This window comes from Leifsonia sp. 115AMFTsu3.1 (genome assembly GCF_004362795.1).
Lineage (GTDB): Bacteria > Actinomycetota > Actinomycetes > Actinomycetales > Microbacteriaceae > Leifsonia.
The window spans coordinates 422,756-436,655 of sequence record NZ_SNYB01000002.1 but is presented as its reverse complement, the minus strand read 5'-3'; the positions used below and the strand labels follow the sequence as shown (position 1 = coordinate 436,655).

The window sequence follows — 13,900 nt, the reverse complement described above, 5'->3', positions numbered from 1 at the left end:
CGAAACCCCCACCCTTTGCGCCCGAGTGAGCGGAGTGTCCCCGTGCCGACGATCGTTGTTGAAGTGATGCCCAAGGCTGAGCTGCTCGACCCGCAGGGGAAGGCGGTCGCCGGAGCGCTCGCCCGCACCGGTCGCGGTGTCGTCAGCGGGGTGCGTGTCGGCAAGCGTTTCGAGCTGACCGTCGACGGCCCCATCGACGACGCGGTCCGCGCGGCGGTGCAGGGGATCGCGGACGAGATCCTGTCCAACTCCGTGATCGAAGACGTGGTGGGCATCCACTACCCGGCCGAGGTGGACGCCTGATGCGCATCGGCGTCATCACCTTCCCCGGCTCGCTCGACGACCGCGACGCACTGCGCGCGGTCCGTCTCGCCGGTGCCGAGCCGGTCGCGCTGTGGCACGGCGAGCACGACCTTCAGGGCGTCGACGCCCTCGTGCTGCCGGGCGGCTTCAGCTACGGCGACTACCTGCGCTGCGGCGCCATCGCCTCCCTCTCGCCGATCATGACCGAGGTCGTGGATGCGGCCGAGAAGGGGATGCCCGTGCTGGGCATCTGCAACGGCTTCCAGATGCTCGCGGAGGCGCACCTCGTCGCCGGCGGCCTGATCCGCAACGACCACGGCACCTTCATCCGGCGCGACCAGCACCTCACGGTCGAGAACACGCAGACGCCGTGGACGAACGGGTTCGAGCAGGGCCAGGAGATCGTCATCCCGCTGAAGAACGGCGAGGGCGGCTTCATCGCGTCGGCCGAGGAGCTGGCGCGACTCGAGGGCGAGGGCCTCGTCGTCTTCCGCTACAAGGACGTCAACCCGAACGGCTCGCTCGACGACATCGCCGGTGTCCGCAACGAGCGCGGCAACGTGGTCGGCCTCATGCCGCACCCGGAGCACGCGGTCGAGCCCGGCTTCGGCCCGGACACCCCCGACGCGATGCGCTCGGGCACGGACGGCCTCACCTTCTTCACGTCCGTCATCCGCTCGGCGCTCGTCGAGGCGTAACGCCTCACTTCGCCGCGGCCCCCCGCGCCGCCTTGGGCGGCATCGCCCGGACCTGACCCAGCGCCACGCCGATCCACTCGCGCAGCCGGTCGGGCTCCGACTTCCACGCCTCCGGCATCGCGACGTACCCGCCCATGGGCCGCTCCGGCGGTCCGTACGGGCCGGCGCCGTCGATCGCCAGCAGCTCGTCGCGCACCGCCTGGTCGGGAAGGCGCACCCCGACCTGGTCGCCGAACAGCCCGGCGAACATGTTGCCGTTCACGAACGCGGCCAGGTTGGCGAACATCGGCCGGATGCGCACATCGGGCGCCTCAGGCACCACCGAGCGGAACAGCTCCTCGGTCTCCTTCGACGGGCGCGGAACGTGCATGGCGGCCTCCTCGCGGGACACGATAGCGCGGGGCGCTGCGGCGAGCACAGACCCCACAACGCCCCGCGCCGTGCGCTCCTCAGATTCCGCGCACACCCTCCAGCACCAGCCCGTGGCCGAGCGGAAACAGCGGGTCGGCCGAACCGCCCGGCTCGTCCGGTGCGTGCGCCTCGACGGCCGCCATGGAGGACGGCAGTTCGAACGGGAGCCGGCCCCGCGGGGGGATGCGGCCGCTGAGGGCGTCGAGGACTGCGGCGTCGCTGGCCCCGTAGACGCCGGCCAGCGCAACGATCCCGGGCATGCCGACGAACGGTGTGAGGATCGCCGCCCGGTCGAGGGTGACGACCAGGATCACCGGAACCTGCTCGGCGATCGACCGGATACGCGACACCTCCGCCTCCGGGAAGTCCAGCGACCCCTGATGGAACCAGGCCTCCAGGAACAGGTCGTCGCGGTGCTCCCACGGCGCGTTGACGCGGACGATCGCGACATCGGCCGCCGACGGCGCCTCCACGACGATGCCGTAGCGCGACGCCACCGCCGCATCCATCCCGTCGACGTACAGCCGGATCCCCTCCGGCAGCGGCAGGGCGTCGTCGGCCACGCTCAGGAGCGTCAGCGACTCGGCCTGCGCGCGATGTCCCGCCTCCTGGAAGTCGGCGCGGCCGACGATCCGGGTGGCGGCATCCTCGTCGACATAAGGATCGTCGAACAGCCCGAGCTGGAACTTGACGGCCAGCAGGCGGCGGGCGGACTCGTCGATCCGTTCCTCCGAAACCCGCCCCGAGCGGACAAGACCGAGCAGCAGGTCGACGCACTCCTCGCCACCGAACTGGTCGGCGCCGGCCTCGAGGATGCGCAGCATGCGCTCCTCCGGCCCGAGATCCTCGACGCCCCAGGCGCGCGCGGGCAGCACCTGATCGCCGACGTGGTTGTCGTTGACGAGCTCCCAGTCGGTGACGACGACGCCGTCGTATCCCAGCTTCTCGCGGAGCAGGCCGGTCACGATCTGCTTGTTGTAGCCGAACCCGACCGGCTCGACCGGCTCGCCGTCGAGTTCGAGGCCGATGGGCATGCCGTAGTAGGGCATGATCGCGCTCGTCCGCCGGGCGATGGCCAGGCGGAACGGCTCGAGGTGGTCCTCGAACCGGCCCGCGGTGTACGTCTGCTCCCGGCCGTACGGGAAGTGCGCGTCTTCACCGTCCTTCTGCGGGCCGCCGCCCGGAAAGTGCTTGGTGGTGCAGGCCACCGACTGCGGCCCCAGCTCCGGACCCTGCAGCCCGTCGAGGTAGGCGCCGGCCAGACGCGTGACCAGCTCCGGGTCGGCGCCGAGCGTGCCGGGCAGGCGCGCCCAGCGGGGCTCGGTGGCGAGGTCGACCGTCGGATGCAGCGCCGCGCGAATGCCGATCGCCGTGTACTCCTGCCGGACGATGTCCGCGAAGCGGCGGATGCCCTCCTCGTCGCCGATCGCCCCCAGACCCAGCGGCTCCGGCCACTGCGACAGGTGCCCGGCCGAGAACGAGACACCCGAGTTCTCCACGAACGCGTGGCGTGGATCGGTCGACACGGTCACCGGGATGCCGTGCGGCGTCTGCTCCGCCAGTTTCTGCAGTGCGTTGCTCCATCGGGCCGAGAGCCGGGCGTCGGGCAGCTGATGGACGTTGAAGTGGTTCATGCGTTTGTCCACGACGACTGCGGAGGTCGGCGACTTGGAGATCGCGCCGGCCGTCTCGATGAGCGTGCCGTCCTGGCCCGCCTCGATGACCGTCTGGAACATGAGGCCGACCTTCTCCTCGAGGCTCAGCCTCCCGAGGAGGTCGGCGACGCGGTCCTCCACGCTGCGGCGGGGATCCTCGTACGGGTCCATCCGCCCATTGCCGTTGAGGTCGCGGTAGAGCACGCCGTCGTCGGATGTGTGGTAGTCGGGGGTCACGCGAAGGTCTCCGTTCGGTCGGTGGTCGGAACTGTCAGGCGTTGGACGGGGAGGGGGAGGATGCGATGGCCGCGCGACGCGAGGAGCACGGGCCCGTCGGGGAGGGGCGTTCCGTCGAACTCGGGCGCGAACGTGACCGGGTAGGGCGCGACATTGATCGCGACGAGGGCTGCTTCTCGCTCGGTGGCGACCGGGACGGCCACCACCCCCGGGCGGTCCGCGTTCAGCTTCAGACGCGGCCGCGCGCCGGCGAGCGCGAGGAGATCGCGCCAGAATCCCGGGTGGACGGGGTAGTCGGCGCCGAGCAGCACCGCGACTCCCCCGCTGTCCAGCTCGATCCGGACCGCCGCGGGGAGTCCGCTGGCTCGTTCGCGCAGGAGTTCCTCTCCCGCGCCCGCGAAGAGCTGGGCACCGCCGACGCGGACCTCGCGGGCGCCATGCTCCGCAAGGGGACCGACCGCTCGCACGGTCGGGTGGTACTCGCTGTCCGCATCCACCCGCTCCTCGACGCGGCCGGCACTCGTCACGCCGAGCGCGTCGGCGAGCGCCGTGCACGGCCTCCCGTCGACGTCTCTCGCAGGCAGGTCGCCGACGAGCAGCAACCGGCCGCCGGTCCGCACGTGCCGGACGAGGAACTCCTGCACCCCGCGACCCAGCTCCTCGCCGGTCGCGAGGACGATGACTTCCCTGTCGCGCCCATCGCGGTCGTCGGCAGCGGCGCCGGCGCTCCACTCGGAGTCGCCTCCCGCGGCCGCCTGCAGGTCGAGTGCCCCGAAGCTCCAGCCGCCCAGCACGAGCGCGCGGGCGAGGGTCTGGCGCGCGCCGAAGCCGCGGTGCCGTTCGAGGTCGCGTACTTGCTCGGCCCGGTGGCGGGCGGCCGGATGCGCGTACTCGGTCAGGTAGTGGTCGGCGACGAAGCCCAGCACCACGTCGTCGGTGACCTGCGCCCCTTCGGCGAACAGCCTCTCGTGCGCACGGACCGCGGCCGCGGCCTCCGCCACACCCTCGAGGGCCGGCGACCGCTCCCCCTCCGGCCCGATCGGTGCTGCGAAGCCGTGCCGCTCGCCGGTGAAGCCGATACGGTCGTCGCCGTCGCCGACGGGTGCATCGAGCAGCGGGTTGATGCCGCCCGCGAAGAGGTAGTAGTTGATCCCCCTCACCCCCTGGGCCGCATCCAGCAGCGTCTTGAGCACGGTCGCCTCCGGCGACGTCAGGGCGGCGAGGTCCTCACCGTAATCGCCGTCGCCCGCGTCGAACTCGAGCGCGGTCAGCGGCTGATCCTCGCCCTGAACGGACGCGGTGAACGCGTTGCCGAGGTACAGGTCGGCGACGTTGCCGACGGTCAGCTCCCCGAGGTACATGTCCGTTCCGCCGGTGACGCCGGCGCGGCCGCGGTAGGCGGGCGCCAGCTGACTCACGCCGATGGGATACGTCAGCCCCCGGCCGCCCCCGGTTCCATGGATGTTGACGAGCAGCGGCGCGGTGATGCCCCGCTCCCGAGCCCAGCGCTCCAGCGTCTGGAGGTAGCGCGCGAAGCGGGTGCGCGTGAAGCGGCCGAGCGCGGCGTGCAGCGCCAGCTCGTCGTCCGTGCCGGCCGCGCCGCCGCGCGGGTCGACCTCGACGCCTGTTGCCGCCGCGAACTCACGGACGGCCTGGTCGGTGAGCGTCGGGGTGTTCGAGACCCAGTCCAGCATCCCGACCTCGTTGTCCAGCTGCACGGCGATGACCGGCCCGCCGTGCTCGCGTTGACGCTCCGCGAGCGGGGGCAGCACCGCGTCGTACCAGCGCTCCGCCTCGGAGAGGAAGGCGGGGGCCAGGTAGTCGACCGTGCGGGTCGGCGCCGGGGACCCATCCCAGCCGACCGGGTGGATCTCGGGATGCTCGCGGCGCAGCCGGTGCGGCAGCCCCTCGTTCTTCAGCTCGGCCATCTGGAACGGGCCGGGGCGGGCGATGAACCAGAGTCCGTGCTCCGCGCACAGGTCGATGAACGCTCCGAGGTCGCGCTCCGGCCGGGTCTCGCCGGTCACGTCGATCGTCCCGTCGGGGAGTTCGTGCCAGATCCAGGGGATGTAGCTGGCGACCGCATTCAGTCCGCTATCGACGGCTGCCCGGATGCGGTCCTCCCAATCCTCTCGGGCCAGCCGGAAGTAGTGGATCTCGCCGGCAAGCACCATGCGCGGCTCTCCGTCGATCAGGATGCGCGCGCGCTCGAGTCTGGTGGGAATGGACATCATCGGCCTTTTCGGTGGGGTTGTGATCTGACGACCTGGGGCTTATGGTCTCTGTAACCGATTACTGCAACCGGTTACTGGCGAGCGTATCAAATCGTCCGCGGAGGACAACCCCTCCCGTTCGAGAAGTCGCCCGGCAGTCTCCGGCACCGACGAAGGAGTGGATGTGGGCAGCGGCAAACGCGAAGGCGACCGTCTCAACGTGCGCCAGATCGCCGAGCTGGCCGGCGTGTCGACGGCGACGGTCTCCCGCGTCTACCGCGGGATCGGCCAGGTCTCGCCGGAGATGCGCGAGCGTGTCTCCCGCGCCATCGCCGAGCACGGCTACCGCCCCAGCCACTTCGGCACCGCCCTCGCCAACCGCCGCAACGGCACCCTCGGCATCGTCTTCCCGGGCCTCAGCGGGCCGTACTTCGGCGAGCTGATCGAGGGCTTCGACCGCGCCGCCATCACGGCGGGCGTGAGCGTCAACATCCTCGGCACCCACGCCCTGCGCGACACCGCCGCCGATCTGGAAGCCATGACCGAGCGGGTCGATGGGCTGGCGGTTCACGCCGGCGTCGTCGACGAGGAGACCATCCGCCGCCTGGCCGAACTCGTCCCGGTCGTCGTCATCGGCGGCGACCCCGACGGAGCCGGAATACCGGAGGGCGCGCTCCAGGTGCGCAGCGACCACTCCCACATGCGGGACCTGGTCGCCCACCTCATCCACGACCACGGACGGACCCGGCTCGCGTTCCTCGGCCGCCCGAGCGACTCGCCGGACATCCAGTCCCGCTACGACCACTACGCCGCGGCCCTCCGCGACGCCGGACTCCGGCCGGCCACGCCCATCAACGCGTGGCTGGCCCAGGCCGACGGCGTGCTCGCGGCGCCGCGCATCCTCGACCTTCTGCGTGCCGGCGAGATCGACGGCGTCGTCGCCGCCAACGACGAGCTCGCCCTCGGTCTCATGTTCGCACTTCTTAGCGAGGGCCTCATCGCCGGCCGCGACCTCGCCCTCACCGGTGTGGACGACGTGCCGATGTCGTCGCTCGTCAGCCCGGGCCTCACCACCCTCGCCCGGCCGCTCCGCGACCTCTCCGGCATCGCCGCCGGCCTCCTCCTCGATCTCATCGCCGGCCGGCCCGCCCAGAGCGCGGTCGTGCCGTCCCAGGTGATCCGCCGCGGCAGTTGCGGCTGCCCCTCGTAGCGCGGATCACGCTCCGTCCCCCCATCCACCTCTCGCACAGAACCACCCATCCCCCGACACAAGGAGGTGTCCACCATGGACCGACCACGCCCGATCTCGAAGACGCGCAGAAGGCTCACGACCGTCCTCGCGGCGACCGCTGTCGCCGCCCTCGCCCTCACCGGCTGCTCCGGTAGCGGCGATTCGAGTGCCGCAGGCTCCGACGGCCGCATCCCCGTCCTCAACTTCGGCGGCTTCGGCGGCGGCTCCAACCCCAAGGAGAACTACAACCCGTACCTGGCCACGGCGCTCAGCGTGGGCAACTACCTCTACGAGCCGCTGATGATGCTCAATGAGTACTCCTGCGTGTACGAGCCCTGGCTCGCGACGAAGATGGAGTGGGCCGACCCCTCGACCCTGAAGTACACGTTGCGCGACGGCGTGACGTTCTCCGACGGGAAGCCGTTCACGGCCGATGACGTGGTCTTCACGTTCGACATGCTCAAGAAGTACCCGGCCCTCGACACACGCGGCGCCTGGGCCTCGCTGAAGTCGGTGGAGAAGACCGCAGACGACGCGGTCACGTTCCACTTCGACGGGCCGGGATCGAGCAGCCTGGTCGCGGTCAACAGTGTGCTGATCGTGCCGAAGCACCTCTGGTCGAAGGTCGACGACCCGACCACGTACACCAACACCAAGCCGGTGGGCACCGGCCCGATGATGACCGAGAGCTTCACGCCGACGAAGCTCGTGCTGAAGCGCAATCCGGACTACTGGCAGGCGAAGAGCATCCGCGTCGACAAGATCCAGTTCAACAACTCGGATCAGGGCCAGGTCGAGCAGCTGAAGCTCGCCCGCGGCGACTACGACTCGAACGCGATGTACATCCCCGACATCGACAAGTCGTACGTGGCCAAGGACCCGAAGCACAACAAGTACTGGTTCCCTGCCGGGTCGCCGATCAGCCTGTACATGAACCTCGACAAGAAGCCGTTCGACGACGAGGCGTTCCGCGACGCCGTCGCCCAGGCGATGGACAAGGACTCGATCGTCGAGGACGCCCAGCAGGGCTACGTGAAGGCGGCCAGCCAGACCAGCCTGGTGCTGCCCAACGCGAAGGAATGGCTGCCGGCCGGCATCCCGGACGACGGATACATCTCCTACGACGTGAAGGCGGCGAAGGCGACCCTCGACAAGGCCGGTTACACGCTCGACTCCGACGGCAAGCGCCTCGGCAAGGACGGCAAGCCGCTGAGCTTCTCCATCCAGATCCCCGGTGGGTGGAACGACTGGATCCAGGCGGCGAAGATCGTGCAGAAGGACTTCGCGGCGCTCGGCATCACGGTCGACATGCAGAACCCGACCCCCGAGGTGCACGGCCAGAACCGCCTCACCGGGCAGTACGACCTGACGTTCGGCGTGCGCGGCGGCAGCTGCGACATGTACCGCAACTTCCTCGAGCCGCTCGCCAGCAGCGAGACCGCGCCGATCGGCGAGGCCGCGAAGACCAACGAGGTGCGCTGGCGCGACGGCACCACCGACTCCCTGATCGACCAGCTGCGGCAGGAGTCCGACCCGGCGGCCCAGAAGAAGACCGTCGGCGAGCTCGCGACGATCATGTACGACAAGAAGCCGTACATCCCCCTCTGGTACGGCGCGAGCTGGTTCGAGTACTCGACCAAGCGCGCGGTCGGCTGGCCGAGCGCGAGCGACCCGTACGCGAAGCCGAGCAACATGCCGATCATCCTCACCCACCTGAAGCCGGCGAAGTAGGAGCCCGGCCATGCGGTACTTCCTCCGGAGAGCGGGGTTCTTCGTCGCCACCCTGTGGGCGGCGATCACCCTCAACTTCCTGATCCCCCGGCTCCAGCCGGGGGATCCGGCGGAGGCCATCGTGCGCAAGCTGGTCGGCCGGAACGCCTCCATCGACCCGGCACAGCTGCAATCGGTGCGTCTCATGCTCGGCGTGAGCGACAAGAACCTGTTCCAGCAGTACCTCGACTACCTGGGGGCGATCGTCCGCGGCGACTTCGGCGTCTCGTTCACCTACTTCCCCTACAAGGTGACGGATGTGATCGCCCAGGCCATGCCCTGGACGATCGTGCTGGTCGGCGTGACGACCATCGTGTCCTTCGTCGTCGGAACACTGCTCGGGTCCTGGGCCGCCTATCGGCGCGGGTCGCGGGTCGACTCGGTCCTCACGCTCGGCTCGACGTTCCTCGGCACGCTGCCGTTCTTCTGGATCGCCCTGATGCTGATCTTCCTGTTCTGCTTCACCTGGCAGGTCTTCCCGGAGTCGGGCGGCTACGGCGACACCGTCCCGGGATGGAACTGGCCGTTCATCGGCGACGCGATCTCCCATGCGGCGCTGCCGATGATCGCGCTGCTCATCACCGGCCCGCTCGGCTGGATCCTCGCGATGCGCAACAACATGGTCCAGACGCTGGGCGAGGACTACTCGCGATTGGCGAAGGCGAAAGGACTCGGCGAGCGCAAGATCGCGCTGAACTACGGAGCGCGGATCGCCATCCTGCCCTCGGTGACCGGCTTCGCACTGGCGCTGGGCGGACTGCTCGGCGGCACCATCCTGGTCGAGACGATCTTCAACTATCCGGGCCTCGGACGCCTGCTGTTCGAAGCGGTCGGCAACAGCGACTACCCGCTGCTGCAGGCGATCTTCCTCCTGACGACCGTCGGCGTACTCGTCGCGAACCTCGCGGCGGACGTGCTGTACGGCGTCCTCGACCCCCGAGTCCGAAAGGCGGCAACCGCATGAGCGCGGCGACGAGCCTCCCGGCCGCGACGACGGCCACCCGACCCGCCGGGACGGAGCGCGGGCGAGGACCGCGCTGGTACGTCCTCCTCTGGCGCGACCCCAAGTGCCGGATCGGCCTCATCCTGCTCGCCGTGTTCCTCCTGACGGCGATCCTGGCCCCGTGGATCGCACCCTACGACCCGCGTGCGGCCGTCGGCGGCCCGAGCGAAGGACCGAGCGCGCAGCACTGGCTGGGCACGACGGACAGCGGAGAGGACGTGTTCAGCCAGCTGATCTGGGGCGCACGGACCTCGCTGCTCGTCGGACTCGTCGCCGGACTGATCTCCACGGTGATCGGGCTCATCATCGGACTGGTCTCGGGCTACAGCCAGGGCGTCGTCGACGAGATCCTCTCGTTCCTGACCAACCTGGCCCTGGTCGTGCCGGTGCTCCCGCTCATCGTGACGCTCGCGTCCTACTCGCCGGTCCGCGGCATCGGGATGATCATCTTCGTCATCAGCATCACCGGCTGGGCGTACGGGGCGAGGATCAAGCGCTCGCAGGTGATCTCCCTCCGCACCCGCGACTATGTGGCGGCCGCCAAACTGGCCGGCGACAGCACGCCCCGCATCATCGTGCGGGAGATCATGCCCAACATGACCTCGCTCATCGTGGTCGGCTTCATGGGCGCCGCCCTCGGCGCGATCGGCGGGGAGGCGGGGCTCTCGTTCCTCGGCCTCGGCGACCCGCAGACCGTCAGCTGGGGCGGGATGCTCAACCAGGCCAACATCGGCGGCGCCCTGCTGACCGGACAGTTCGCCTGGCTCGTAGCGCCCGGTCTCGCCCTCGCTCTGCTCATCACGAGCTTCACCCTGATCAATTTCGGCATCGACACGCTCAGCAATCCGCAGCTGAGGGAGGGATGACCATGGCGCTCCTCGAAGTCACCGACCTGTCCGTCGTGTACCGTCCGCGCGACCATGCAGCGCACCAGGCGGTCAAGAACGTCGGCTTCACCATCGACGACGGCGAGTTCGTCGGGCTGGTGGGCGAGTCCGGTTCGGGCAAGTCCACGCTCGGAAACGCCGTGCTTCAGCTGCTCAGCCGGCCGGCCTACCAGGAGGGCGGATCCATCGTCTTCGACGGCCGCCGCCTCGACGGCCTGAGCGACGACCAGCTGCGCGGGATCCGCTGGGTCTCGCTCTCGACGGTGTTCCAGTCGTCGATGAACTCGCTCAACCCCGTGCTGACCGTCGCCGCGCAGTTCAAGGACACGTTCACGGCGCACCGGGTGCCGGCATCGCGGGAGCGGGCCGCCGAGCTGCTGCGCATGGTCGACCTCGACGCCGATGAGCTGGACGCGTACCCGCACGAGCTCTCCGGCGGCATGAAGCAGCGCGTGGCTCTCGCGCTCGCCCTCGCGCTCGACCCGAAGCTGGTCGTGCTCGACGAGCCGACGACCGGGTTAGATGTGCTGGTGCAGCGCCGCATCCTGGACCGGTTGCGCGAACTGCAGTCGCGGCTCGGGTTCGCCGTCCTCTTCATCAGCCATGACATCGGGACCGTCCTGGAGCTGAGCGACCGCGTCATGGTGATGCTCGACGGCGAGCTGGTGGAGCAGGGGACCCCGCGCGATCTGCTCGCCGGAGCACGGCATCCCTATACCGAGCTGCTGCTCGACGCGTACCGGGTCAGCTCGGGCAGCGTCGCCAAGGCGGAATCCGAGCGACTGGAGGAGCCCATCCTGACGATGGAGGGGGTGGGCAAGAGCTACCGCGTCGGACGCGGCAAGACCCGCCGCACGGTCACCGCCCTCCAGGACGTCTCGCTGACGCTGCGCCGCCGGAGCGTCTCGGCGCTCGTCGGGCAGTCGGGTTCGGGCAAGTCGACGATCGCGCGCCTCCTGCTCGGGATGGAGCGACCGGACACCGGTCCGGTCACCCTCACCGCACCGGGGGCCGCGCCGGTCTCGGTCGGAGAACTCCACGGCGCACGCCTCCGGGCGTACCGCGCGACGGCCCAGCTGGTCTTCCAGGACCCGTTCTCCTCCCTCAACCCCGCCAACACGGTCGCCTACACTCTGTCGCGGCCACTGCGGAACTACGGCGGCGTCGCCCGGTCGGAGGTGCGAGCGCGGACACTGGAGCTGCTGGAGCAGGTGGGTCTGACCCCGGCCGAGAGGTTCGTCGACAAGCTGCCGCACCAGCTGTCCGGCGGTCAGCGCCAGCGCGTGGTCATCGCGCGCGCCCTCGCCGCCGACCCGGTCGTCCTCATCGCGGACGAGCCGGTCTCGATGCTCGATGTGTCGATCCGCGCCGAGATCCTCGAACTCCTCAAGCACCTGGTGGCCGAACGCGGCATCGCGATGCTCTACATCACCCACGATCTGCTCTCCGCACGCGCCCTCGCCGACGACGTCACGGTGCTCGAAGGCGGGCGGGTGATGGAGCAGGGAACGGCCTCGCAGGTGATCGACCGGGCCACGCATCCCTACACGAAGGAGCTTCTGGCGGCCATCCCGGACCCCTTCACGCGCGTCGGCTGACGGGATTCGGGAGGGGTTGCTACCGCTTTCTAAGGTTTTCTAACCGAGATACGTTAGAAAACCTTAGACTGTCGTAGATTCCAAGGAGAGCCGTTCTCTGTGTCCGTGGTCTTCATCGGCGCGGGGCTTCCCTCCCTCCCGGCCGTCTTGGCCGACGCCACCAGCTAGGCCGAACGCCTCTACGACTACCATTCGATCGGACTTCTCGACGAGCAGGCCGCCCGGGAGGCGTTTTCCGTGCCCGCACGCGCGCAAGGGGTGGACTGGCAGCCGGACGCACTTGCTGCGGTCGTGGATCACGCCGCCGGGTACCCCTCTCGCCCGTGAGACGCAGTCTCATCGATGCTGGGCACATCTTCGTTCCGGAACGCGGGTTGGTCGCTTTCACCGTCCCGGGTATGGATCGGTACATCCGTCGCCATCAGGAGGGATGAACTGCGGGCCGCCATCCCGGACCCGTTCACGCGCGTCGGCTGAGGGGATTCGGGAACCGCGACCTCCGTCGTGGACACTTCATAGATGTGAGGGGTATCCGAATCGACGAGCCGGACGTGCTCGAACGCGTGAACGCCGGTGATCCGGATGCGTTCGGGGCACTGTTCGACCTGCATCACGACCGCGTGTTCCGCCAGGCCGTTCGGCTGACCGCGTCCATCCACGACGCGGAGGACGTGACCGCTGTCGTGTTCCTCGAGGCGTGGCGCCGGCGGGATTCGATGCGGGTCGTGAACGGCTCCGTCATCGGCTGGCTGCTGGTGATGACGAACTTCGTCTTCCGCAACTTTGCACGCGCCTCACGCCGCTACCGGGACGGCCTGCAGCAGTTGCCACCCCCGGAGCACTCGCCCGATCATGCGGCCGCCGTGGACGACCGCATCGACCGGGATGCGCGCCGAGCCGCGTTGCGCACGGCGCTCGCGACACTGCCGAGACGCGACCAGGACATCCTGACGCTCTGCGTGCTCGAAGAACTCAGCACAGCAGAGGCGGCCGAGGCGCTGGGGATCGCGCCCGGAACCGTGAAGTCGCGCCTGTCCCGCGCCAAGTCCCGACTCGCAGAACTGATGAACGGAGGCGAGCGATGAGCGACGAGCCCACCTTCGACCCGCGACGCAAGGCGGCGATCCGCGAACTGGTGGTCGACAACGCGGCCGCCCACCCCGGACGCGCCGGCGGCCGCAAGCGCACTGCGCTGGTGGCGACGCTGGTTGTGCTCGCCCTGACCATCTCCGGCGGCTCGGTCGCCTACGCGCTCGGCACCGGCCTCATCGACCTGACGCCCGCCGCGGCGCCCAGCCCGACGCCGACCGTGACGCCGACGCCGACCCCCACACCGACGCCGACCCCCCTCACCCCGACAGCATCGGCAGAAGACCCAGCCGATCCCTCGACGTGGGTCATCCGATTCGATGGCGTCGGACCGTTGTCGCTGAATCAGCCTCTCACCGCCCTCCAGAGCCGCCTTCCCTCGAGCTTCACCGACGAAACAGAGTCGCTCTGCTCTGAATCGCAGAGGACAGCTCGATCGTCGTCCGGGCTCTATTTCTTTATCCACGGCCCGGTCGACGGCTCGGATCGAACAGCAACCATCGAGATCACCACCTTGGGCACGCCAGGCGCGGACCCTCGGGATACGCCGAGAACCCCAGAGGACATCGGTATCGGCTCGACCTTCGACGAGCTCCTCGACGCTTACCCGTCGATGGAGAAGACGTACGAAAGCCCGAATGGGAGGACGCAATACGCCATCACGGACGGTCGAGGTGGCTGGATTGTCTTCTCGGTGAAAGACGGAGTGGTCGACGGCTTCCAGGTCGGGAACGAGATGCTCCGACCCCTGGGGATGGCGACAGTGAAAGTCATGCCCAAGGAGCACTGCCCGGCCTGACCGTCT

The 13,900-nt window shown here is 69.4% G+C and carries 12 protein-coding genes; 9 read left to right on the top strand and 3 right to left on the bottom strand.

All coding sequences use genetic code 11. The features are described from left to right. Positions 1–42 precede the first annotated feature (42 nt). Both purS and purQ read left to right on the top strand, forming a co-directional pair. Entirely contained in the window at positions 43–303 is a 261-nt protein-coding gene (gene purS, locus AXZ95_RS13070) for a phosphoribosylformylglycinamidine synthase subunit PurS (protein ID WP_026307310.1), read from the top strand. Further along, positions 303–1,001, top strand: coding sequence for a phosphoribosylformylglycinamidine synthase subunit PurQ (gene purQ / locus AXZ95_RS13065; protein WP_018192365.1), 699 nt, complete (start codon positions 303–305; stop codon positions 999–1,001). Before purS ends, purQ begins: the two co-directional genes overlap by 1 nt. A gap of 4 nt (positions 1,002–1,005) precedes the next feature. Here purQ and AXZ95_RS13060 read toward each other — a convergent pair whose 3' ends face one another. The 3 genes from AXZ95_RS13060 to AXZ95_RS13050 form a co-directional block, all read right to left on the bottom strand. Then, positions 1,006–1,371 carry a TfoX/Sxy family protein gene (locus tag AXZ95_RS13060; protein ID WP_018192366.1) on the bottom strand — a complete coding sequence of 122 codons (366 nt, stop codon included), beginning with the start codon at positions 1,369–1,371 and terminating at the stop codon, positions 1,006–1,008. Positions 1,372–1,450: 79 nt separating this feature from the next. Beyond that, entirely contained in the window at positions 1,451–3,304 is a 1,854-nt protein-coding gene (locus AXZ95_RS13055; protein ID WP_018192367.1) for a glycoside hydrolase family 3 N-terminal domain-containing protein, read from the bottom strand. Beyond that, positions 3,301–5,538, bottom strand: a complete 2,238-nt coding sequence (locus tag AXZ95_RS13050) for a beta-galactosidase (RefSeq protein ID WP_018192368.1) — start codon at positions 5,536–5,538, stop codon at positions 3,301–3,303. Before AXZ95_RS13050 ends, AXZ95_RS13055 begins: the two co-directional genes overlap by 4 nt. A 163-nt stretch (positions 5,539–5,701) precedes the next feature. On the opposite strand from AXZ95_RS13050, the gene AXZ95_RS13045 reads away from it, so the two are divergent. From AXZ95_RS13045 to AXZ95_RS19715, 7 genes are all read left to right on the top strand, one after another. Next, positions 5,702–6,727: a LacI family DNA-binding transcriptional regulator gene (locus AXZ95_RS13045; RefSeq protein ID WP_231374493.1), complete on the top strand. Its 1,026-nt coding sequence runs from the start codon at positions 5,702–5,704 to the stop codon at positions 6,725–6,727. Positions 6,728–6,802: 75 nt separating this feature from the next. Continuing rightward, positions 6,803–8,479 (top strand): ABC transporter substrate-binding protein, encoded by a 1,677-nt coding sequence (locus tag AXZ95_RS13040; protein WP_018192370.1) that lies wholly within the window; start codon positions 6,803–6,805, stop codon positions 8,477–8,479. Between the two features lie 10 nt (positions 8,480–8,489). Beyond that, the gene (locus AXZ95_RS13035; protein ID WP_018192371.1) at positions 8,490–9,482 is read left to right on the top strand and encodes an ABC transporter permease; all 993 of its coding nucleotides are present in this window, start codon (positions 8,490–8,492) and stop codon (positions 9,480–9,482) included. Continuing rightward, on the top strand, positions 9,479–10,387 hold the full coding sequence (locus AXZ95_RS13030; RefSeq protein WP_018192372.1) for an ABC transporter permease: 909 nt from the start codon (positions 9,479–9,481) through the stop codon (positions 10,385–10,387). Before AXZ95_RS13035 ends, AXZ95_RS13030 begins: the two co-directional genes overlap by 4 nt. Positions 10,388–10,389: 2 nt before the next feature. After that, positions 10,390–12,006, top strand: a complete 1,617-nt coding sequence (locus AXZ95_RS13025) for an ABC transporter ATP-binding protein (RefSeq protein ID WP_231374495.1) — start codon at positions 10,390–10,392, stop codon at positions 12,004–12,006. Positions 12,007–12,527: 521 nt separating this feature from the next. Next, positions 12,528–13,091 carry an RNA polymerase sigma factor gene (locus tag AXZ95_RS13020; RefSeq protein WP_231374496.1) on the top strand — a complete coding sequence of 188 codons (564 nt, stop codon included), beginning with the start codon at positions 12,528–12,530 and terminating at the stop codon, positions 13,089–13,091. Then, positions 13,088–13,894 carry a hypothetical protein gene (locus tag AXZ95_RS19715; RefSeq protein WP_018192375.1) on the top strand — a complete coding sequence of 269 codons (807 nt, stop codon included), beginning with the start codon at positions 13,088–13,090 and terminating at the stop codon, positions 13,892–13,894. Before AXZ95_RS13020 ends, AXZ95_RS19715 begins: the two co-directional genes overlap by 4 nt. The last annotated feature ends 6 nt before the right edge of the window (positions 13,895–13,900 follow it).